Annotated in this window: 17 protein-coding genes; 15 read left to right on the plus strand and 2 right to left on the minus strand. The window is 32.1% G+C overall.

Going from position 1 to position 24145, the window contains the following annotated elements:
• Nucleotides 1-90: 90 nt before the first annotated feature.
• The 6 genes from Q0772_RS13750 to Q0772_RS13775 all read left to right on the plus strand — a co-directional run bounded on the left by Q0772_RS13750 (nucleotide 91) and on the right by Q0772_RS13775 (nucleotide 10376).
• Entirely contained in the window at nucleotides 91-4479 is a 4389-nt protein-coding gene (locus tag Q0772_RS13750; RefSeq protein WP_298345984.1) for a translocation/assembly module TamB, read from the plus strand.
• Nucleotides 4480-4623: 144 nt separating this feature from the next.
• Nucleotides 4624-5610 (plus strand): 6-phosphofructokinase, encoded by a 987-nt coding sequence (gene pfkA, locus Q0772_RS13755; RefSeq protein WP_298345987.1) that lies wholly within the window; start codon nucleotides 4624-4626, stop codon nucleotides 5608-5610.
• An 18-nt stretch (nucleotides 5611-5628) separates the two neighbouring features.
• Nucleotides 5629-6633 (plus strand): type I glyceraldehyde-3-phosphate dehydrogenase, encoded by a 1005-nt coding sequence (gene gap, locus Q0772_RS13760; RefSeq protein WP_298345988.1) that lies wholly within the window; start codon nucleotides 5629-5631, stop codon nucleotides 6631-6633.
• Between the two features lie 80 nt (nucleotides 6634-6713).
• Nucleotides 6714-7574 carry an N-acetylglucosamine kinase gene (locus tag Q0772_RS13765; RefSeq protein ID WP_298345990.1) on the plus strand — a complete coding sequence of 287 codons (861 nt, stop codon included), beginning with the start codon at nucleotides 6714-6716 and terminating at the stop codon, nucleotides 7572-7574.
• 24 nt (nucleotides 7575-7598) lie between these two features.
• Nucleotides 7599-8810, plus strand: coding sequence for an ATP-binding cassette domain-containing protein (locus tag Q0772_RS13770; protein WP_298345993.1), 1212 nt, complete (start codon nucleotides 7599-7601; stop codon nucleotides 8808-8810).
• A 189-nt stretch (nucleotides 8811-8999) separates the two neighbouring features.
• On the plus strand, nucleotides 9000-10376 hold the full coding sequence (locus Q0772_RS13775) for a response regulator (RefSeq protein ID WP_298345995.1): 1377 nt from the start codon (nucleotides 9000-9002) through the stop codon (nucleotides 10374-10376).
• 3 nt (nucleotides 10377-10379) lie between these two features.
• Here the strand turns inward: Q0772_RS13775 and Q0772_RS13780 are convergent, their stop codons facing one another.
• Both Q0772_RS13780 and Q0772_RS13785 read right to left on the minus strand, forming a co-directional pair.
• Nucleotides 10380-10760, minus strand: a complete 381-nt coding sequence (locus Q0772_RS13780) for a Rid family detoxifying hydrolase (RefSeq protein ID WP_298345997.1) — start codon at nucleotides 10758-10760, stop codon at nucleotides 10380-10382.
• 12 nt (nucleotides 10761-10772) lie between these two features.
• Nucleotides 10773-13535: a putative LPS assembly protein LptD gene (locus tag Q0772_RS13785; protein ID WP_298345999.1), complete on the minus strand. Its 2763-nt coding sequence runs from the start codon at nucleotides 13533-13535 to the stop codon at nucleotides 10773-10775.
• Nucleotides 13536-13706: 171 nt separating this feature from the next.
• On the opposite strand from Q0772_RS13785, the gene Q0772_RS13790 reads away from it, so the two are divergent.
• From Q0772_RS13790 to bshA, 9 genes are all read left to right on the plus strand, one after another.
• On the plus strand, nucleotides 13707-14813 hold the full coding sequence (locus tag Q0772_RS13790) for an N-acetylmuramoyl-L-alanine amidase (RefSeq protein WP_298346001.1): 1107 nt from the start codon (nucleotides 13707-13709) through the stop codon (nucleotides 14811-14813).
• Nucleotides 14814-14864: 51 nt separating this feature from the next.
• Complete coding sequence (locus tag Q0772_RS13795; protein WP_298346003.1) at nucleotides 14865-15815, plus strand: MlaD family protein; 951 nt, start codon at nucleotides 14865-14867, stop codon at nucleotides 15813-15815.
• Nucleotides 15816-15823: 8 nt separating this feature from the next.
• On the plus strand, nucleotides 15824-17137 hold the full coding sequence (locus Q0772_RS13800) for a (Fe-S)-binding protein (protein ID WP_298346004.1): 1314 nt from the start codon (nucleotides 15824-15826) through the stop codon (nucleotides 17135-17137).
• Nucleotides 17138-17141: 4 nt separating this feature from the next.
• Entirely contained in the window at nucleotides 17142-17804 is a 663-nt protein-coding gene (locus tag Q0772_RS13805; protein ID WP_298346006.1) for a hypothetical protein, read from the plus strand.
• Nucleotides 17805-17821: 17 nt separating this feature from the next.
• The gene (locus tag Q0772_RS13810; protein ID WP_298346008.1) at nucleotides 17822-18601 is read left to right on the plus strand and encodes a (Fe-S)-binding protein; all 780 of its coding nucleotides are present in this window, start codon (nucleotides 17822-17824) and stop codon (nucleotides 18599-18601) included.
• A 10-nt stretch (nucleotides 18602-18611) separates the two neighbouring features.
• Nucleotides 18612-19271 (plus strand): hypothetical protein, encoded by a 660-nt coding sequence (locus Q0772_RS13815; RefSeq protein ID WP_298346010.1) that lies wholly within the window; start codon nucleotides 18612-18614, stop codon nucleotides 19269-19271.
• Nucleotides 19272-19277: 6 nt separating this feature from the next.
• Nucleotides 19278-19763: an ABC transporter ATPase gene (locus Q0772_RS13820; protein WP_298346012.1), complete on the plus strand. Its 486-nt coding sequence runs from the start codon at nucleotides 19278-19280 to the stop codon at nucleotides 19761-19763.
• A 123-nt stretch (nucleotides 19764-19886) separates the two neighbouring features.
• A complete protein-coding gene (locus tag Q0772_RS13825) occupies nucleotides 19887-22805 on the plus strand; it encodes a glycoside hydrolase family 3 N-terminal domain-containing protein (protein ID WP_298346013.1) in 2919 nt (972 codons plus the stop codon).
• Nucleotides 22806-22825: 20 nt separating this feature from the next.
• Nucleotides 22826-23962: an N-acetyl-alpha-D-glucosaminyl L-malate synthase BshA gene (gene bshA, locus Q0772_RS13830; RefSeq protein ID WP_298346016.1), complete on the plus strand. Its 1137-nt coding sequence runs from the start codon at nucleotides 22826-22828 to the stop codon at nucleotides 23960-23962.
• Nucleotides 23963-24145: the final 183 nt, after the last annotated feature.

The following is a 24145-nucleotide window of genomic DNA, read 5'->3' on the forward strand; positions in this document are numbered from 1 at the left end:
ACAAAAGTAGTTTATTCTTAATTAAGTTATAACTTTAAGGGCATCAAAAAAATCTTAAAAATACTAGCAAAAATAGCAGGTATTCTGTTATTGTTATTCATCATTTTGGTGCTGGTACTTTCTATTCCTGCTATTCAAACAAGCTTAGGTAAATATGCTACAAAGCGTTTAAATGATGATTTTAAAACAAACATTAATATTGAGAAAGTTAGTTTACAATTTAATGGAGATGTAGAAATTAAGAATATTTATATTGAAGATTATAAAAAAGATACGCTAATTAGCATCCAAGAGCTTAACACATCCATTCTAAGTTTTAAAAATTTATCTCAAGGAAAATTGGTTTTCGGTGATATTGATATTGAGAAACTTGTTTTTAACATCAAAACCTATAAGGGTTCTAGAGATACAAATCTGGATATTTTTGTAGATAGATTTGAAGATGATAATCCAAGAACAGGGAAAAGTAATTTCTTGTTATCCTCAAGCGACGTGTCAATTTATGATGGGCTATTTATGCTTTCCGATGAAAATAAGGAAACCACTAAAGTGCTTCATTTTGATGATTTAAATATTAATGCAACTAACTTCCTAATTAATGGAAGTGATGTTAGTGCTAGGATAAATACACTGTCGTTTAAAGATAGTAGAGGTGTAGAGGTTAAAAATATGATGACCGATTTTGCGTATACCTTGCAAGATATGACCTTTGCAAATCTTGAAATTAAAACTCCAGGATCGGTTCTTAAAGGGGATTTGAAATTTTTGTATGCCCGAGAAGACTTGCAATATTTTGTAGATAAGGTTCAGGTTGATGCCAGCTTCAAAGACTCTAATATCTTGTTAGACGAACTTAATACTTTCTATAATGAGTTTGGTATTAATCAATCGGCAAAGTTTAGCGCAGATTTAACAGGAACTTTAAACGATCTAAATACTCGTAATTTAAAGCTAAATACAAACTATAATACCAGAGTTTATGGTAACATAAATTTTAAAAACCTATTTAGTAAAGAAGCAGACGATTTTTATATGAACGGTGATTTTAGCAACTTATCATCCACATACAAAGATTTAAAAGCACTCTTGCCAAATGTTTTAGGAGCTGCTATACCAACATCTTTTGATAGATTAGGGTATTTTACAATTCGAGGTAATTCTCAAATTACATCAACTAATGTAGTTGCAGATATAGAAATAGATACCGAGCTAGGGTTTGTAGATTCTAATTTAGAAATCACTAAAATTAATGATATTGATAATGCCGATTACAGAGGAAAAGTGATTTTTGAAACATTTGATTTTGGAACGTTTTTAAACGACCCAAAAGTAGGTGTAGCGTCTTTAGACTTTGATGTTAATGGTAAAGGCTTTACTGCTGAAAAGATTGACACTCAAGTTAAAGGGGAAGTTTTTGAGTTGGTTTATAACGATTATAACTATAAACATGTTAAGGTTGCCGGTAATGTGAAAAATAGAATTTTTGATGGTAATTTAAATGTAAATGATAAAAATCTTCAATTAAACTTTACAGGTTTAGTGGACTTTTCAGAAGCCGTTAAAAAATATGATTTTGAAGCCGTAGTTGATTATGCTAACTTAAACACACTAAATTTTGTAAAAAAAGATAGTATTTCAATTTTTAAAAGTAAGGTCAAGATGAACATGAATAGTAGTAGTCTTGATGATGCACATGGTAAAATAGCATTCAGAAATACCATGTATAAAAATGAAAATGACACTTATTATTTTAACCGTTTTGATGTATCGTCTCGTTTTGAAAAAGATATACGTTTTGTAGAATTCAATTCTCCTGATATTATCGAAGGCGAATTAAAAGGCCGTTTCTTTCTTAAAGATATAAAAAAGCTGTTTGAAAACTCAATAGGACATATTTACACTAATTATATTCCGCATGAAGTTGATAACAATCAAAGCATAGACTTTAATTTTAGAATTTATAATAAAATAGTTGAGGTTGTTTTTCCGGAAGTAGAACTTGGCAAAAATACATTTGTAAGAGGCCGTGTAGAAAGTAAAGAAGAAAATTTCAAGCTTACATTCAAATCTCCAAAAATTAAGTTTCTTGAAAATTTCGCTAATAATATTGAATTGCAGGTTGATAATAGTAACCCTTTATTTAATACTTATGTGGAAATTGATAGTTTAAATACAAAATATTATGATGTTTCAAAATTCAATTTAATCAACGTAACAGTAAATGATACGTTATTTATGCGTTCTGAGTTTAATGGAGGAAAGAGAAATAGCGATATTTATAATCTAAGTTTTTATCATACAATAAATAATGATAATGAATCTGTTATTGGTTTCAAACAATCAGATGTTACTATAAAAAACAATAAATGGTTTATTAATGAAAACCAAGATAAATTCCATAAGGTATCTTTTGATAAAAAGCTTACAAAATTCAGGTTAGATAAGTTTAGAATCAATCATAAAGATGAAGAAATAAAACTCTCAGGTTTTCTCAAAGACTCAACTCAAAAAGATATAAAACTGAACTTCAGAAATGTAGATTTAGCTAAAATCACTCCAGATATTGATAGCTTATCCCTTGCGGGTAATGTAAATGGAAAATTAGATGTTTTACAGCAAAAAGGCAGTTATCTTCCAAATTCAACTATTATAATTGATGATTTTAAAGTTAATAATTTTCTTTTAGGGTCTTTTGATGCTACTATAACAGGAAATGAATCACTTACCAACTATAAAGTAAATGCTAATATTAAAAATGATATTACTAAATCGTTTAGTGCAAAAGGAGACATTTCGGTTTTAGGTAAACGTTCTACAATAAATGTTGCATTAGACTTTAATGCGTTCAATTTATTTCCTTTAAACCCATTATTGGATGGGGTTTTATCTGATATTCGAGGAGAAGCAAATGGTGAAGTAAAAGTTACAGGAGACTTAAAAAGACCAGATATAAATGGGGATTTGATTGTTAAAAATGGTGGTTTAGGTATTCCTTATTTAAATGTCGATTATGATTTTAATACCAATGCTTCAGTAACTTTAAAAGATCAAACATTTGTTTTTAATAACATTAGATTAACTGATACTAAACATAACTCAAAAGGGTTGCTAGATGGTAGCTTGAGTCATGTAAACTTTTCTAATTGGAGTTTAGGTTTAAATATTGTAACTCCAAGGTTATTGGTTTTAGACACTGAAGAAACCGAAGAGTCTTTGTATTACGGCACAGGTTTTATTGGAGGAAGAGCCAGTATATATGGGCCTACAGACGAGTTGGTTATTAGTGTTGTTGGTGAAACAAAACGCGGCACCGTTTTTAAAATCCCTTTAAGTGATTCAGAATCCTTCGGTGATAATTCTTATATACATTTCATAACTAAAAGGGAAAAGGAAGCGAGAAAAAAGGGGGAAGAAGTTGTTTTTGAAGAAATAAAAGGACTAGAGCTTGATTTTGATTTAGATGTTACTGAAGATGCTGAGGTTGAACTTATCATAGATAAAAATACAGGGCATGCTTTAAAAGGGCGAGGTAGTGGAGGACTATTAGTAGAGATTAATACTAACGGTAAGTTTGATATGTGGGGAGATTATGCCGTATTTGAAGGGGTTTATAATTTTGCTTATGGTGGGTTAATACAAAAGCAATTTATAGTGCAACCCGGAGGAACAATTGCCTGGGAAGGTGAACCAGCACTACCCGAAATTAACATGCTTGCTGTATATAAAACACAAGCTAATCCATCACCTTTATTGGATAATCCCATAAATAGAAGTATTCCTGTGGAACTTAATATTAACCTAAGTGGTAATTTAGAGCAATTAAATCCAAACTTTAGCTTTGAATTTCCAAATGTGAATTCAACTATAAAATCAGAGCTTAATTACCGTTTAGAGTCTCAAGATGAACGAGATAGACAAGCCTTGTTTTTAGTATCAACAGGGTCTTTTTCAAATGGGTTTAATGATTTAAATGCATCGGGTACTATCGCAGAACGTTTAAATGGTATTTTGAATGGTATTTTTACCTCTGGAGACAGTAAATTAAACGTAGGTTTAAATTATGAAGCTGGTCAAAATAGACCAGATTACCAGACAGATGATAGGTTTGGGGTTACATTGCAAACTCAAATAAGTGATCGTGTTTTAATTAACGGAAAAGTAGGTGTGCCCGTTGGTGGAGCAACAGAAACGGTAATAGCTGGAGATGTAGAAGTAGATTTTCTATTAAACGAAGAAGGGACACTTACTGCAAAAGTATTTAATAGAGAAAATAGCATTAGAAATTTTGGAGAAGAGATTGGTTACACTCAAGGTATTGGTCTTTCGTATAATGTAGATTTTGATACATTTAAAGAACTGATAAGAAAGTTATTTAAGAAATCTAAAGCTAACGAAAATACAGTAGAAGAATCTTCAGGAAATGAAGTAGAAAAATCAACTCCAGATTACATTTCTTTTAAAACTTCATCAAAAAAATAATGCTTTTTTAAGCTGTTTTTTACATTGTTAACTTTTTTTTATCAACTAAAACGTTATAGTTTTCTCAGTAACGTTAATTTACTGTAAATGCTATAGATATATGGGTTTTGTTTAGTAATTTTACTGTATTAAATTTCGAAATTCATGTCTAAAGCAATAAAAAAAATAGCAGTTTTAACTTCTGGAGGAGATTCTCCTGGAATGAATGCAGCAATTCGTTCTGTGGTTAGAACTTGTGCTTATCATAATGTTGATTGCGTTGGTGTTTACAGAGGTTATGAAGGGTTGATTGAAGGAGATTTCAAAAATATGGATGCTAGAAGTGTAAAAGGCATCATTAATAAAGGAGGTACGATACTTAAATCTGCTCGCTCTAAAGAGTTTAGAACTAAAGAAGGTCGTCAAAAAGCACACGAGAATTTACAGAAAGCTGGTATTGATGGACTAGTAGTTGTTGGTGGTGATGGTTCATTTACTGGAGCTTTAATATTTAATCAGGAGTTTGGATTCCCAGTGATGGGGATTCCTGGAACTATTGATAATGATATTGTTGGAACTTCACATACATTAGGTTTTGATACTGCACTTAACACAGTAGTTGATGCGATTGATAAAATTAGAGATACAGCCAGTTCACATAATAGATTGTTTTTTATTGAAGTAATGGGGCGTGATGTTGGGCACATAGCATTAAATACAGGAATTGCAGGAGGTGCTGAAGAGATTTTAATACCTGAAGAAGATTTAGGATTAGAGCGTTTGGTAGAATCGCTTAATAAAAGTAGGAAAACAGGCAAAACATCAAGTATAGTTATTGTAGCTGAAGGTGATAAAATAGGAAAAAATATTTTTGAGCTTAAAGAATATGTAGATGAAAACATGGAAGGTTATGATGTAAGAGTTTCTGTGCTAGGTCATATGCAGCGTGGAGGGGCTCCATCATGTTTTGATAGGGTTTTAGCAAGTAGAATGGGTGTAAAAGCAGTAGAGTCTATGCTTAATGGCGAAACGAATTACATGGTAGGCTTAATAAACTCTAAAATGGAACTTACACCACTGGATAATGCCATTAAAGGAAAAACAAAAATAAATTTAGAATTACTTCGTGTCTCAGATATCATGAGCACATAAACATTAATAAATAAGAACATGTCAAAATTAAAAATTGGAATTAACGGATTTGGTAGAATTGGTAGAATTGCTTTCAGAGTAGCAGCCGCAAGACCTGATATCGAAATAGTAGGAATCAACGATTTGTTAGATGTTGATCACTTAGCATATTTATTAAAATTTGATTCTGTACACGGAAGATTTAATGGTACAGTTGATACAAAAGACGGAAACTTAGTTGTTAACGGAAATGAAATAAGAATTACAGCTGAGCGTAACCCAGAGGATTTAAAATGGGATGCTGTAGGTGCTGAGGTTGTTTTAGACTGTACAGGTATCTTTACTACTTTAGATAAAGCACAAGCGCATATTAAAGCAGGAGCTAAGAAAGTAGCTATTTCTGCACCATCTGCAGATGCTCCAATGTTTGTAATGGGAGTAAACCATGATAAAATTACAGCAAGTGATACTATCGTATCAAATGCATCTTGTACAACTAACTGTTTAGCGCCATTAGCAAAAGTTATTGATGATAACTTCGGAATTGTTGAAGGTTTAATGACAACAGTTCATGCTACAACTGCAACTCAAATGACAGTTGATGGCCCTTCAAGAAAAGATTGGAGAGGTGGTAGAAGTGCTTTAGCAAATATTATACCTTCATCTACTGGAGCTGCAAAAGCAGTAGGTAAAGTTATTCCTGAGTTAAATGGAAAACTTACTGGTATGGCGTTTAGAGTGCCAACTCCAGATGTGTCTGTTGTTGATTTAACAGTTAGAACTGAAAAATCAGCATCATGGGACGAAGTTAAAGCCGCTTTAAAATCAGCTTCTGAAGGAGCTATGGCAGGTGTTTTAGGATACACAGAAGAAGGTGTGGTTTCTCAAGATTTTGTTTCAGAAACACAAACCAGCGTTTTTGATGCTGGATCAAGTATTGCTTTAAATGACAATTTCTTTAAATTAGTATCTTGGTATGATAATGAATTTGGTTACTCAACTAAATTAGTTGATTTAGCACAACACATTGCTTCAGTAAAATAATATATTATATTATAATAACTCCACAGAGTTATTGTGTAATGAGCACAGTAATCTGTGGAGTTTTTTTATCTAAATAACTTATGATTCTAATAGTTGATAGTGGTTCTACTAAATCTGATTGGTTAGCAGTAGATTCTGATGGAAACAAATTAATGGAAAAAGTCCGCACCAAAGGGCTTAATCCAGCTATTTTGAGCGAAAAAAAATTATATAAAACCATTAGGAAAAGTGATGATTTGATTACTAATAGTGGTAAAGTAACTCATGTCTTTTTCTATGGAGCTGGCTGTGGTACTGAAAATCCGAGGATGCTTCTAAAAGGTGTTTTAGAAGATATTTTTCCCAACGCACATGTAGAAGTGAATGAAGATACGCTAGCAGCCGTTTATGCTACTATTAGTAACCCTAAAGAAGCCGCTGTGGTTTGTATTATGGGAACAGGTTCAAATTGTAGTTATTATGATGGCGAAGTATTACACCAACGTGTAGATTCTCTAGGTTATATTCTTATGGATGATGCCTCTGGAAACTATTACGGTAAAGAATTATTACGCGACTATTACTTTAATCATATGCCAGAAAATGTCAAAATAGCATTTGGAGCAAAGTATAATTTAGAATCAGATTTTATAAAATATAACCTTTATAAGCAGCCTAGTCCTAATGCTTATTTGGCAAATTTCGCAGAGTTTATGTTTCTACAAAAAGATTCTGATTATATAGTAGAGCTTATAAAGAATGGTATACGAAGATTTGCAAAAAATATGATTATGCAATATAAAGAAGAACTAAAAACAGTTCCGATACATTTTGCAGGTTCTATTGCTTATTTTTCTAGAAAAGAAATTGAAGAAGTAGCAGAAGAAATGGGATTTACGGTTGGTAACTTTGAGCGTAGACCTATTGATGGCTTAGTTCCTTTTCATACTAAAAACCTATAAAATGTATAAGTAAAACATTATATTTTGCTGAAGCATACAGCTATTTATATTTCTAATTTAGAGAACAAAAAAGAACTCCTAAAAAAAATCAATACTGGAATGCTTTTTCCAGAGGTACTGAATTTAAAAGAAGGTGTTTTATCAGATATAGCTCTAAAGAGTTTTATAGAAAAAGAAATTCGTTATGAACGATCTCACATACAAACTAAAACTAGTAATAGTTTAAAAAACTCTTCTGAAGGTGAGCGAAAAAAAGCGTTGCTAAATCATATCCTTAAGCATCAGCCTGAATATGTTTTATTAGATAATGTTTTTGATTGTCTGGATATAAAATCTCAATCAGATATAGAAAACAAACTTTTTCAATTAAGAAATGAATTTGTAATAATTCAAATAACCACTCGTAAAAGGGATTTATTACCTTTTATTGATGTAATATATAATTATGAAAAGGGAGAGCTTAAGGCATATGATAACAATTTTGAAAATAAGAACAATTATTTCATAAACCATTTACCAAAGCCTTACAAGAATATAGCTGAAATTAATAATCCCATAATTAGTTTAAAGAATATAAACCTAAGTTATGGAGAAAGGCAAATTCTACGAAATATATCCTGGGAAATTAAACCAAGTGAATTCTGGCAGCTTATTGGTCCAAATGGTTCAGGCAAGAGTACACTTTTGTCTTTAATATCTGGAGATAATCCCAAAGGTTACTCAGAAGATATGACTTTATTTGGTATGAAAAAGGGTAGTGGGGAATCTGTCTGGGATATAAAAAAGCATATTGGTTTTTTTTCATCTGAAATGCTGTTAGGTTTTCGAAGACCAGACACTATTGAAAACATGATTATTTCTGGTTTCTTGGATTCAATTGGTCTCTACAAGCATCCAACAGATATTCAAATTAATATAGCGCATAAATGGTTAGATGTTTTGAATATGTTTAATATTAAAGATAAAAGTTTTCAGTCATTAGCGAATGGGCATAAGCGATTAGTTTTAATTGCACGTGCCATGGTTAAACATCCTTCACTACTAATTTTAGATGAACCAACAAATGGATTAGATGATAATGACGCTGTATTACTTGCCCAATTAGTAAATAAAATTTGTAAAGAAACCAATACTGCCATTTTATACGTCTCGCACAGAAAAGAAGCTAATATTACACCAGATTATATCTTTGAGTTAATTCCAAGTCAAGAGGGTTCCACAGGAGCAATTGTGTAATAATTCAATTTTTTAAAACTCTCTCTTTGTTATATAGCAATGCCTTACGGGACTTATCAACAATAACAAATTTCATAAAAATAGTAAGCTTCATCACATAATACTTTTGCTAATTCGTATATTTATAGATATGTTTGTTAAAAGCACTAGGTAATGAAGATTTTCCCTAAATCTATTAAGCGCATAAAAATGAAGAAGAAATTGTCTTTTTTCATTTTTGCATCCATTACTTCCATTTTACTTATTGGGTATTTTTTTTTGGAGAAAAAAATATACGCTGAAAGTGCCGCTATATTTCTTTTTATTTTAGCAATACTTCAGGTTTTTGTCTTACAATTCTTTTTTAGAAATCAATTGAAGAATGATGTTATTAGAGCAAATTTAAGGCTTCGTATTGAGGAATTAAAATTAAGCTTAGAGGTTGCAGAAGAAATGGGAAGTCATAAATCCATTTATCTGGCAAATATGAGCTACGAGGTTCGTACTCCACTTAATACAGTACTAGGTATGATGAATATGCTTAAGCAAACAGACCTGAATGATGATCAGATGGCGCAAGTTGAAATAGCAGAATATTCATCAAAGCATTTACTTCAATTAGTAAATATGGTTACTGATAATACTGAAGTGGAATCAGGCAATTTTAATTTGGAGTTACAAACCACAGATTTAAAGTCTGATTTATCAAAACTTTTTAAAGTATTTGAATTTCAGGCATGGGAAAAAGGTTTAGAATTTGATTATAAATTCCTGCATGAAGAAAAGGATAAGTTTTTAGTAATGGCTGATTCCCCTAGAATCCAACAGGTTCTTATAAACCTAATAAACAATGCCATAAAATTCACTAATGCTGGAAAAATATCTGTTATAATTGATCAGTTGGTTGGCATAGACAACTTTCAGTATATCACTTTTTATGTTAAGGATACAGGGATAGGAATGAAGCCTGAACAGGTTAAACGCGTATTGAATACTCCTGAGAATGTTTTTAGTAATAGCTTGATGAAAGATTATAGAGGTGGCGGTATGGGGTTGTCAATTTCTAATCAATTGGTACAACTCATGGGAGGTGATCTTGAATTGGAGAGTAAAGAAAATGAAGGAACAACCTTTTATTTTAGTTTGCAGCTAAAAAAGACCCTTAATTTAGAAGCTGAAGAAGAATCACTAGCTCCTGTTTTATCTGAAAAGTTTAGTGTTTTAATTGCAGAGGATAATAGAATGAACCAGAAAGTAATTAAATTTTTGTTGGAGAGGGAAGGAGCTGATTGCACATTTGCAAAAAACGGCAAAGAAGCTGTTGATCTATATAAAATTTTAGATTTTGATATGATTTTTATGGATATCTACATGCCAGGTATGGATGGATATGAGGCAACCAGATTAATAAAGAACACAGATAAATATAAAAAACAAAATACACCTATAATTGCTGTTTCTGCTAGTGCTTTTGAGAAGGATATTGAAAAAGCGAAAGAATCAGGTATAGACTATTTCTTATCTAAACCGCTTGAAGTAAACAAGATAAAAGAATTGTTAGTAAGGTTTTCTAAAACTACAGTTTAAGTTTTATTTAACTGCTATCATACTAATTTCTACATTAACATTTTTAGGCAATCTTGCTACTTGAACCGTTTCTCGAGCAGGCGCATCATCGTCATTAAAATAACTTCCGTAAATTTCATTTATTAATGCGAAATCATCCATGTTACTAATAAATATGGATGCTTTTATTACATGTTCAAAAGTCATATTAGCAGCTTTTAAAACAGCTTTTAAATTTAGCATTACTTGATTGGTTTCAAGTTTAATATTACCTATAACTAAGCTGTTAGTTTCTACGTTTATTGCTATTTGCCCAGAGGTATATAGTGTATTGCCAGTTAATATGGCCTGATTGTAAGGTCCAATAGGAGCTGGGGCGTTAGGAGTAGTTATAATAGTTTTCATTTTTGAAAAAAATTAAAATTGAATATCGGGTTGTCTACGTTGCTCGTATTTTAAATCCTGTAAGATACTTGATTTTATACCAATAAAGAAATTCCAAGAACTTCTATCGCTAAATGGTACCCAAGTGAAATTCATACGCCAACTTAATAAATCACGTTCAAAACGTAATTGTGTGAAAGTAAAGCCAGCATTTTTTAAATCATAACCAGAGGAAGCTCCTATACTCCATTTAGGAGAGAGCTCTATATCTCCTGAAAACATAAGAGAATGGGATGAAATTTCATTTTGACGCCTATTGTTAGAATAATTTACTGCATACGCTACCCTTAAATTCCAGGGTATGGTATAGTTGTATAGCTCACTAGGGCCTTCTTCGTTATCTTGGTCTTGATTATTCGCTTGTTGATTTGCGAAATCTTCAGAAACACCAAATAAATCATCAGCTCGACCACCGCTGCGTACATTTTCTTCTACACCTCTGTCTTTTTTATTTTTTTTATCCCCCTCTCTGCTAGCTAATGTCCAACTTGCGTTTAAACTAGCATTAGTTAATCTAAAAAGACTTCCTCCATTATCTATATTAAACTTATTGATTCTATTGTTATTATTATCTAATGCATAAGGGTCTAGGGTAGCATTAAAGTTAATACTCATTTTGTCTTTAAAAAGTTGCGTACTACCATTCATTCTTACGGGACTCCATTGTAATGAATCGCCAGCAAAGTTATAGGATGTTGAAAAATTTAGATTATTAAGTAGAATGATTTTTTTTGGTTCTGTTGCTGTACTATCTTTATCCCGTACCTTTGCTTCAATATTGTTTGAAACAGAAATACCCATTGAACTGGAAAAATTCTGATTTGGAGATCCAAAAACACCACCTTCAAACCTTGTGTATTCAATAAGTTCTCTCCTGGTATTACCGTTGGCATCAATTATTTCATCACCTTCAATAGTATCATAATATTGGTCAAATGCTGGATTAATATTATAACTAATGGAAGGCCTCATAACATGTCGAATTGCTTTTATCTTTCTGTCTTCACCTTCTTTTTCAAAATTAAACATACCATAAATTGTTGTGCCTATATTTGTGCTGAAATTATAGGTTCTAAATGAATCAAAACCATTTAAATCTTCAGTTACTGTCTGTCCTGTAGTACTATCAAAAGTTCTATTTATTGTGTTAAATGTCCATACTTCATTAAAGTTTGTGCTGGCACTGGCACTAAAATATTTGAAAATCTTAAAGTTAGTGGTTAAAGGAATAGAATGTTGAAATCCCGCTCTGGCATCATCAAACATTTCTTTTTTAAAGAAAAGAGAGTCAGTAGTCTGAATTCTATTCTCCCCACGGATGTTATATTGTAAATTAACGTTTTGAATAATTCCCTTTTTTGTGCCAGTTTCAGAAGCAAAAGGGTACATTCTACTAATACTTCCTTGAAATGTTGGAAGCGTCATATTTATAGTTTCGGTATTTGTATTTTGGGAATGAGTCGCTGTAACACTAAAATTTACTTGAGGTTCTCCCTGGAATGTTTTTGAGTACGATATAGAAGAGGCTAGGGTATTATTTAAAAAAGCTCCAGTATTTACCTGATTTACGGACTGTCTATAATAAGTACTACTTCCAAGGTTGACAGAAGCTGAAAAACGAGAGCTTGGATTAGCTTTAGAATCTTGACTATGAGACCATCTAAAGTTGTAAATTGTGCTTTTAGCAAAATCAGGAAACCCACGTTCACTGGTAATTAAATTTTCATAACGCATACCTATATTCCCCCTAAATCTATAGCGCTTTGAGTATGTGGATTCGGTTCGTATTCCATAACTTCCATTGGTAAAATAATCACCAAGAACAGCCAAATCTATATAATCACTTATTGCAAAGTAATAACCTCCATTTTGTAAAAAATATCCTCTACTATTTTGTTCTCCAAAAGATGGAATAATAACCCCAGAAGTATGTTTTTCACTCTGTGGAAAAAAACCAAATGGGAGTCCCAATGGTGTTGGTACATCATAAAAGAAAAGATTGGCTAACCCAGTAACGATTTTTTTTCCTGGTACAATTTTCGCTTTTCTGAGTTTTATATAATACTCAGGGTCGTCAAGGTTTTTTGCAGTTGTGTATTTAGCGTCTCTTACAAAGTAAACAGAATCATTTTCTTTCTTTGTGGTTTCAGATATAACAGTACCTTCACCTTGTTCTGTTTTAGAATTATAAATTAGTGCTTTTTGAGTTTTAGTGTTGAAAATAATAGAATCTGGTTCAACAACATTAGTGCCTTGAGAGAAAACGGGTTTTTGTGTATATCCCTCAATTGTATCAGTAATTCCTCTAGCGTAAACCGTATTGTTGTTATAGTCAATAGTGATGCGTCCTGCTTTAATATTCATGTCACCATAATCAATATTTGCTTCGTTGTACAAATATAATTTCTGTTGTTTATTGCTAAACTTGGTGTAGTCTTTTGCGTGATATTTTACAATATTTTCTAAAAGATCTTTTTTAGGTTTAACAGAATCGTTAACTATGGTGTCTTGAGTTTTTTCAGAAGGTGAGGTTATAGGAAGATTATCTATTTTGGTAACCAAACTATCTTTGGCTGTTCTTTCAATCGTTTTTCCTTTGTTTGGAATATCTTGAGAGAAGCTTAACGTGTTAATAAACACTGTAAAACTTAATGCAAAAAGTATTTTAAAGTTGTTTGTACGCAACGCTTTTAAATGTATTTTTGTAAAAGTATGGCTCGGTTTTTGAAAAGCCAAAATTACATATATTTTTCTGGGATTAATTTAATATTCTAGTAAAAATTTAAAATTAAAATAAACCGAGTTTTTTGATCGTTAAAATCGCATAGATTTCATTCTTGAAATATCAAAAATGATGCCCAAAAATGATATTCATTGCCTTTGATTGAAAACAACTGTAAACACCACATGAAAACGAACAACATTTTACTTTTCGTATCCTTAGTATTAATATTTTTTTGCAATACGCTACTATATGGACAATCTGCAATAGAGCCATTTGTTATTATGATTGATCCTGGGCATGGTGGTAGAGATTCTGGAACTCCTGGAACGGGGCGTTACAAGTCAACAGAAAAGGATATTGCTTTAGATGTTTCTCTTGCTCTAGGAAAAATGATAGAAAGCAACCTAGCTAATGTTAAAATTGTTTACACACGTAAAAAAGATGTTTTTCCAACTTTAAGGAGTCGTCCAGATCTTGCCAATAAAAAGGATGTTGATTTATTTATATCTATACATTGTAATGCGCAACCTGGTAAAAAAGGAACTGCCTATGGTTCTGAGACTTATGTTTTGGGAACTACTAAAAACAAGCAAAATTTAGAGGTTGCAAAGCGTGAAAATTCAGTTATTGCTTTGGAGGATAACTTAGAGGTATACAAAGATTTTAGATCAGATTCTCCAGAATTTTTGTTAGGATTGGAAATGGCTCAGGAAGCTTATTTGGATCATAGCATTAAACTAGCAAGATTAATTGAAGATGAATTTCAAACTACTGCAAAACGAAAAAGTAGAGGTGTGAAACAAAATATATTTTATGTTTTAGCATATTCATATATGCCGAGTGTACTCGTAGAATTAGGTTTTCTTACACATTTAAAGGAAGAAGACTTTTTAAATTCGAAAAAGGGTAAACAACTTATGACCAAATCATTATTTGTTGCTGTTGAAAAGTATCTGGAATACATGAATATTAATTCAGCTCCAACAAGCATAGTAAAAGCAGATACTAAAGAGCAAGTTTCTGGAAACATTACGTTCAAAATTCAAATAGCAGCAAGTTCAAAAGCACTAGAAACTAAATCATACAATTTTAAAGGATTACAGACAATTTCTAGAATACAAGATGGTAGTTTGTATAAGTATTTTTATGGTAGTACTTCTGATTATGAGGAAACTAAAGCCCTAGAGCAAGAAGCCCGAAGCAAAGGTTACAATTCAAGTTTTGTAGTGGCTTTTAAAGATGGAAAAAAAATAGCTTTAATAGATGCTTTAAAATCCAAAGCCAATTAAAGGTTTTCTTCTTATATTTATCTTAAATTTGTTTCTCTAAAGAAATTCAGTTTGAAAATATCAAAAGAAGTTAAAACAGGTATATTAGTATTTTTAGGAATTATTCTCTTTATTTTTGGTTTCAATTACCTCAAGGGTCAAAACCTACTAAGTTCTTCGCTAACAATTTACACGACCTATAATAATGTTGAAGGTTTGGTGCCATCTACGCCTGTAACCATTAATGGGCTTAACGTTGGTAAGGTAATAAGTATTGATTTTAAGGGTGATGGATCTGGAGTATTACAGGTAGAACTATTAGTTGATAACGATTTTAAATTTTCAAAAAATAGTAAAGCAGAGTTATACGAAACAGGCTTAATAGGAGGTAAAGCTATAGCCATTATTCCAGCTTTTGATGGAGCAGAAAGTGCTATAGAAGGAGCCGAACTTCAAGGCATAGTTAAGGCAGGTTTAACCGATTTAGTAAATCAGCGATTAACACCATTACAAGAAAAAATTGAGGTAATGATGGTTGGTGCAGATTCATTGCTAAACAATCTAAATGAGGTTTTTGATGATAAAACTAAAGCAAATTTAAGAGCCAGTATTTCTGGTTTAAATGATGTTGTTCAGAATTTTAAGAAAACATCTAATTCCTTGAACACGATAATGGTGAAAAATGAGGAGAAACTTAATTCTACATTATCAAACGTAGATGAAATTTCTTCAAATTTATCAAAAACAACAGCGCAACTTGCCAATGCTAACCTAGAGGAAACGGTTAAAACACTTGAAGCTACGATTAAAAATTTTAAAGATATTAGTAGTAAAATAAATGATGGAGATGGCTCTATTGGAAAACTTTTGCATGACGACGCTTTGTATAATAACCTTGAAGCAGCGTCAAAAGAGATGGAAGATTTAATACGTGATATAAAATTACACCCTGCCCGCTATAGACGTATATTATCTAAAAAAGAAATACCCTATAAAGAACCTACAGAAGACCAAAAGAACTAAATTTTATTATGAACTACTTGCCTAACATACTTTTTGCAATCATACTCATTGCTGGTATTGGTTATTTTTCAAAAAATGTAAAAAAGCTTATCAGGAATATAAAACTTGGAAAGGATGTTGATGTAAGCGATAATAAATCTGAGCGGTGGAAAAACATGGCTATGATTGCTCTAGGCCAAAGTAAAATGGTGCGTCGTCCAATTTCTGGCTTGTTGCACGTAGTCGTTTATGTTGGGTTTATAATAATAAATATTGAAGTTTTAGAAATAATAATTGATGGTATATTTGGTACACATCGTATTGGCTTAAAAGTATTATCTAAATCTGTATATGGTTTTTTAATTGGTACTTTTGAGGTATTAGCAGTACTAGTTTTTATTTCTGTAATTATTTTTTGGGCACGTAGAAATATTTTAAAACTAGCAAGGTTTTGGAAAAGTGAAATGACTAGTTGGCCTAAAAACGACGGTAATTTCATTTTATACTTTGAAATGGTATTAATGACTTTGTTTTTAGTTATGAATGCCATAGATTTGGATTTTCAATCCATAAATTCTGGAAACGTAATTAGTCAATACATAGCACCATGGTTTTCTGGTTTACAAGAAAGCACTTTGCATGTTATTGAAAGAGGCGCATGGTGGTTGCACATTGTTGGCATTCTGATATTCTTAAATTACCTCTACTTTTCTAAGCATTTGCATATTTTATTGGCGTTTCCTAATACATATTTTGGAAACTTAAAACCCAAAGGACAACTTAATAACCTTGAAGCAGTTACTAATGAGGTAAAGATGATGATGGATCCTAATGTTGACCCTTTTGCTGCTCCTGCTGAAGGAGTAGAAGAAGAGGTTCCTGCTAAATTCGGTGCCAGTGATGTACAAGATTTGAATTGGGTACAGTTACTAAATGCTTATACTTGTACAGAATGCGGACGTTGTACAAGCGAATGTCCTGCGAATCAAACTGGAAAAAAATTATCGCCAAGGAAAATCATGATGGACACTCGTGATCGTTTGGAAGAAGTTGGTAAAAATATTGATGAAAATAAAGGTGAATTCAAAGATGATGGAAAGCAACTTCTAGATGACTATATCACTAAAGAGGAGCTTTGGGCTTGTACATCATGTAATGCCTGTGTAGAAGCTTGCCCTGTAAGTATTGATCCACTATCAATTATTTTAGAAATGCGTCGTTATTTGGTTATGGAGCAATCTGCTGCTCCAACTGAGTTAAACAATATGATGACAAATATTGAAAACAATGGAGCACCTTGGCCTTACAATCAAATGGATAGATTAAACTGGAAAGATGAATAATGTTATGATTAAAAAAACAATCAATTTTAAAATAGCAGTTAGTGTTATAATGCTAATACTAATAGCATGTGTAAGTGTTACAGCACAGTCTAGTGAAAATGCGCTTAAAGTAGTAGATAGTATGGCTCTGAAAATGTTTAATGATATTAACAATAGGGATTATGATGCGATACTAGATATGACTCACCCAAAGGTATTTGAAATTGTTCCTAAAGAATCAATGAAAGGTATTTTTAAAAGTATGTTTGAAGGTAATGAAGATTTTTCAATTGATATACCTAAAGTAACACCAGAGTACAGGATCTCTGAAATTTTTGAAATTGAAAACGATACACTTCAATATGCTTTTGTGTCCTATGATATGGAAATGAATATGACATTTAATAAACAAGAGTTTGATGAAGCATCAAAAGGGACTATGGTTTCAATGATGAAAACAAAAGGAATAGATATTGATTTTGTTTCAGATAATACATTGGCAATGTTGATGCGGGATAGGATGACAATAATCCTTAAGGATAATTCAACCAATGATAAGTGGGTTATGATTAATTACGACCCAGATTCACCATTGTTTTATCAAATAATACCGTCTAGTTTATTAGAAAAAGCAAAGGAGTATAATCAAAATTTGATGCTTCAAAGCAAAAAGGAAAGTGAAGATTAATTCAAATCATATTTGAAATGACAATAAAAACAATGGCTGAATACATGGCTGAAGGCAAACACCCTGAAGTATTATTTTGGGTAGGTTGTGCAGGAAGTTTTGATGATAGAGCCAAAAAAATAACTAAGGCATTTGCTAAATTATTGAATAAGGCGAATGTAGAATTTGCTGTTTTAGGAGCTGAAGAAAGTTGTACTGGCGACCCAGCAAAACGTGCAGGAAATGAGTTTCTATTCCAAATGCAAGCAGTTACTAATATTGAAGTCCTAAACGCTTACGAAGTAAAAAAAATAGTAACAGCTTGTCCACATTGCTTTAACACCATTAAAAATGAATATCCAGAATTAGGAGGTAATTATGAAGTGATGCACCATACGCAGTTTCTTAAAACATTACTTGATGAAGGAAGACTATCCATTGAAGGTGGTAAATTTAAAGGTAAACGCATAACATTTCATGATCCTTGTTATTTAGGACGTGCAAATGATATATATGAAGCTCCCAGAGATTTAATTCGAAAATTAGATGCTGAGTTAGTTGAGATGAAAAACTGTAAGCGTAATGGATTGTGTTGCGGAGCAGGAGGAGCGCAAATGTTTAAAGATGCTGAAAAAGGAGATAAAGAAGTAAACATAGAACGTACTGAGCAGGCCTTAGATGTAAAACCAGAAATTATTGCTGCAGGTTGCCCTTTTTGTAATACCATGATGACAGATGGTATAAAAGCCAAAGAAAAAGAAAGTGATGTTGATGTTATGGATATCGCTGAATTAATTGCTAACGCCCAAGATTTATAAAATTTTTGCCATGTTAAAAAAACTACCATTATTATTATGCTTATGTCTTGTTGTAAATAGTTTTGCTCAAGACAAAACCAGAGAAGAAATTATTCAGCTTATGGCTGAAGATACTTGTGAATGTATTAAAAATGATACTGCTTCTTTTACGCCTGATAAAACAATGAACCAAAAGCAAGTGGCTTTAGGATTATGTTTACTTAAAAGTTATAACAAGCGAAAAGCAGAATCTGAAGCCATGGAAAATGCTGGTATGGATGATTTTGAAGCATTGGGAGAAGAGGTCGGAATCCAAATGGTATCAGTTTGTGGTGTAGAGTTTATGGCTATTTTTAGCGATGAACAATTAGACGAAATCATTGATGAATCTGAAGAATACGAAGCTAATACACCGCCACCTCCTGCACCAAAAGACGAAAATGATTTACAATTAGAAGCTGAATTAATCTCACTTAATAATGACGCAGTTTCATATTTTCAAGTAAAAGATGCATTTGATAAAACACATACTTTTTTAATAAAAGAACAATTTGAAGGTTATAAATTATTAAAAAAATCTAACTATAATAAAACATTTAACATCTATTATAAGGAGATTAATATGTTCGATTTAAGCGAACGTAAATATGTTAAGAAAAAGGTTGTTAAGTATTTAGAAAGTATAGATTAAAGTATCATGTTAGTAGATTTTAATACACTACCAGAAGAATCTCGTGTTTGGATATACCAAGCCAATCGTTCGTTTTCAGAAGTAGAGCTCGAGGATATTAAATCCAGACTTAATGTTTTTATTGAAAACTGGACTGCACATGGTAGCGATTTGCAAGCAGGATATGTAATTAAATATAAGCGTTTTATAGTTTTGGGTTTGAATCAAAACATCAATATGGCAACTGGTTGTTCAATTGATGCTTCAGTCCATTTTATTCAACAATTAGAGAAAGATTATAATGTTGATTTAATGGATAAAATGAATGTTTCTTATAAACAAGGAGAGTTCGTAGCTCATAAAACCCTTTCTGACTTTAGGAAGATGGCGAAAGAGAATGCGGTCTCAAAAAAAACGATTGTATTTAACAATTTAATTAGTACTATAGCAGAGTTTAAGGAAAACTGGGAAGTTCCTGCAAGCGAAAGTTGGCATGCCCGTTTTTTAAAGTAAAGCTTGTTACAAACTTCTTTATAAATCTATCTTAAAGTCTTTTTATCTTCCTTTTAAAGTATTATTTTGGCATGATTATTAGTACATTATACGTAACTATTAATCCCCATTAATTAATCTTTTATGCGTCAAATCTATATTACAATACTCTCTTTTTTATTTATATTACCTATAATTGGTCAAACAACCGATAATCCATTACTTACTTCAGATTACCAAGCACAAAAAAAATGGGTAGATAGTGTTTATGCATCCTTGACTCTAGCCGAAAAGGTAGGTCAATTATATATGGTGCAAGTCATGTCAAATCAAGATCAAGCCACCAAAAATAAGGTAGTTGAAATTATAAAAAAGCATCAAATAGGTGGAATCATTTACTCGAATGGTGGCCCAAATAGACAGGCGAGACTTAATAATGAATTACAATCTCTTTCTAAAATACCAATGCTTATTGGTATGGATGCTGAATGGGGACTTAGTATGCGTTTAGACTCTACTTATGCTTTTCCTTGGAACATGACTCTTGGTGCTATTAAAGACAATAAATTAATAGAACAAACAGGAAAACAAATTGGTGAGCATTGTAAGCGTTTGGGTGTTCATTTTAATTTCGCACCTGTGGTCGATATTAATACGAATCCAAAAAACCCAATAATAGGAAACAGATCTTTTGGTGAAGATAGAGATAATGTAACTGAGAAAGCTTCAGCATTTATGAAAGGGATGCAAGGTGCAGGTGTATTGGCAAACGCAAAGCATTTTCCTGGTCATGGAGACACAGATCAAGATTCACACCATACGCTCCCAGCAATAAGCTTTAACGAAAAACGTATTGACTCCATTGAGTTATATCCTTACAAAAAACTCATTAAGGAAGGACTATCAAGTGTTATGGTAGCTCATTTAAATGTTCCTAGTTTAGAGGCTAGAGAGGGCTATCCTTCATCATTATCAAAACATATAGTAACAGATATATTAAAGGAACGATTAGGGTTCAAAGGGCTTATTTTTACCGATGCTCTAACGATGAAGGGTGCTGCAGATTTTAGTGAAACAGGCGACATAGATTTGGCAGCATTTAAAGCAGGTAATGATGTGATGCTAATGTCTGAAGATGTTGGTATTGGTGTATCAAAAATTATTGAAGCTTATGAAAAAGGTGAGATTACTGAAGCTCGCTTAGAACATTCAGTTAAAAAAATACTTCAAGCAAAATATAAGGTTGGTCTTGATAATTATGAGCCTATTGGTCTTTATAATTTATCAAAAGATTTGAATCGACTTGAAGATGATATATTATACGAAGAGTTACTTGAAAACGCGATCACTGTAGTTAAAAATGAAAACGATTTGTTGCCTCTAAGACGTTTGGAAACAAAGCGTATTGCTTATGTAGAGTTGGGTGATGATTCTGGTTCTGCTTTATATAAAGAATTAAAAAAATATGCTAAAGTTCATATAGTAGCTTCAGATAATTTATTTTCTTTAACTAAAAACCTTAAGCCATATAATACTGTGGTTATTGGTTTTCATCGTTCAAATGATGATCCTTGGGAAGCTTACAAGTTTAGTAATAAAGAGTTAGTTTGGTTACACGAAATAGCACGAACACACACTGTTATTTTAGATGTTTTTGTAAAACCTTATACGCTTTCAAAACTAAAGACAATAGAAAATATAGAAAGTATTGTTGTTAGCTATCAAAACAGTGAGATAGCTCAACAAAAATCAGCACAACTTATTTTTGGGGCGATTCCTTCAAAAGGTAATTTACCCGTTTCTATTGGTAGTTACTTTAATAAGGGTGATGGTATTCATAACAACTCTTTGAAACGATTAGGATATAGTGTTCCTGAGCGTGTTGGGATGAGTTCAGAAAAATTAATGAAAATTGATTCTATAGCACAAGTAGCTGTAGATTCTATGATGACACCAGGAATTCAATTATTAGTAGCCAGAAAAGGTAAAGTGATTTATAATAAAAACTTTGGGAAACATACTTATAAAGGAAAGGAAAAAGTAGCGTTTGATGATATTTATGATGTGGCTTCATTAACTAAAATATTATCAACATTACCTTTGTTGATGGAGCTTGAAGAGCAAGGTATAGTGTCTTTAAATACAAAGCTTTCTTCAATTTTGCCAGAATATAAAAACTCCAATAAATCGCATATTACATTAAAAAGCATGTTATCACATTATGCGCGTTTAAGGCCATGGGAGCCTTTTTATTATCATACCTTAGATAGTGTAACCAAACGTCCAAGTAAGAAATATTACCGAACGGAGCGAAGTGATAAATTTAATGTTGAAGTCGCTAAAAATTTATTTTTAAGAACTGATTATCAAGATTCTCTACCAGAAATAATCAAAGATTCAGAATTATTAGAGCGCCAACGTTATCGCTATAGTGACTTTCCTTACTATATTTTAAAGAAATTTATTGAACAACATTACGACAGAACACTTGATGAATTAGTTCAGTCACATTTTTACGAATCTCTAGGTGCAAATTATACCCTGTATAATCCGTATTATAAGATTAGTAGTAAAAAGATTATTCCAACTGAGGTTGATGACTATTATCGCTATCAAAAAGTACATGGATATGTACATGATATGGGAGCTGCAATGCAAAGTGGAGTAGGTGGACATGCTGGTGTATTTAGTAATGCAAATGATGTTGCAAAGATTATGCAAATGTATTTACAAAAAGGATATTATGGTGGTAAACGTTATTTAAAACCTGAAACGATAGATAAGTTTAATACCTGTTATTATTGTGGAGATAACAATAGGCGAGGTATAGGATTTGATAAACCACAATTAGGGGATGAAGGTCCTACTTGTGGCTGTATTTCAATGACAAGCTTTGGGCATTCAGGGTTTACAGGAACTTACACATGGGCTGATCCAGAAGAGGAAATAGTTTATGTGTTTTTAGCAAATAGAACATATCCGCATGCTGGAAAAAATCTATTGTTAAGAGAAAATATAAGAACTGAAATTCAACGTTTAATTTACGAAGCGATAGAAGATTAGAAGTATTTAAAATTTAATAAATGAAAATAGGTATAGTTTGTTACCCAACGTTTGGTGGTAGTGGTGTAGTTGCAACAGAATTAGGTTTAGAGCTATCTAAACGTGGGCATGAAATACATTTTATTACTTACAATCAGCCTGTTCGATTAGAACTTATAAGCAATAATGTGCATTACCATGAGGTAAATGTGCCAGAGTATCCGTTGTTTCATTATCAGCCTTATGAACTGGCATTATCCAGTAAACTCGTAAATATGGTAAAGCAACATGGGATAGAAATACTTCATGTGCATTATGCTATCCCTCATGCTTATGCAGCATATATGGCAAAAAAAATGTTGCAAGAGGAAGGTATTTATGTACCAATAGTAACAACTTTACACGGAACAGACATTACGCTTGTTGGTAGTCATCCATTTTATAAACCAGCAGTTACATTTAGTATCAATAAATCTGATGCTGTAACTACAGTATCTCAAAGTTTAAAAGATGATACTTTACGATTATTCGACATCAAAAATGATATAAATGTAGTACCAAACTTTATCGATTTAGAAAAGTATAATCACAGTTTTACAGATTGTCAACGGGGCATGATGGCAAATGACGAAGAAAAAATTATTACGCACATTAGTAATTTGCGCCCAGTAAAACGCGTTCAAGATGTTATAAGTGTTTTTTATAATATTCAAAAGGAAATACCAGCAAAACTAATGTTTATAGGCGAAGGCCCTGAAAAAGAAAGTGTTGAACTGCGTTGTCAAGAATTAGGTATTTTTGATAAAGTGGTTTTCTTTGGTAGAAGTAATGAAATAGATAAAATATTATGTTTCAGTGATTTATTCTTGCTACCATCGCAAACAGAAAGTTTTGGTTTAGCAGCTCTAGAAGCCATGGCATCAGGTGTCGCTGTAATTTCAAGTAATACAGGAGGGCTTCCAGAAGTAAATATACATGGAGAATCTGGTTTTTTAAGTGATGTTGGAGATATTGATGATATGACTAAAAATGCTTTACATATTTTGAGTGATGAAAACCGCTTAAAAACTTTTAAAGCTAATGCTCGTAAAGCAGCTTTAAAGTTTGACTTACATGCTATTGTGCCACAATATGAGGCTATTTATCAAGATACTTTGGCTAAGTGTTTGGTGTTGTAAAACCCCGTATTTCCAATTAAAAAAAATTTGGGCGTTACCCACAAGGGGTCGGGCTATCCGTTACAAGTCCTCGCACTTCCTTCGTCTGGCTGTGGGCTATCCACTACTATCCCTAACGCGGGCAAAACTGCTAATGTCTGTTCTCAAGACTATAAAATGGTTTATCTAAAAAAATAAAACCCC

Origin of the sequence: uncultured Algibacter sp. (assembly GCF_947490405.1) — a bacterium.
GTDB lineage: Bacteria > Bacteroidota > Bacteroidia > Flavobacteriales > Flavobacteriaceae > Algibacter_B.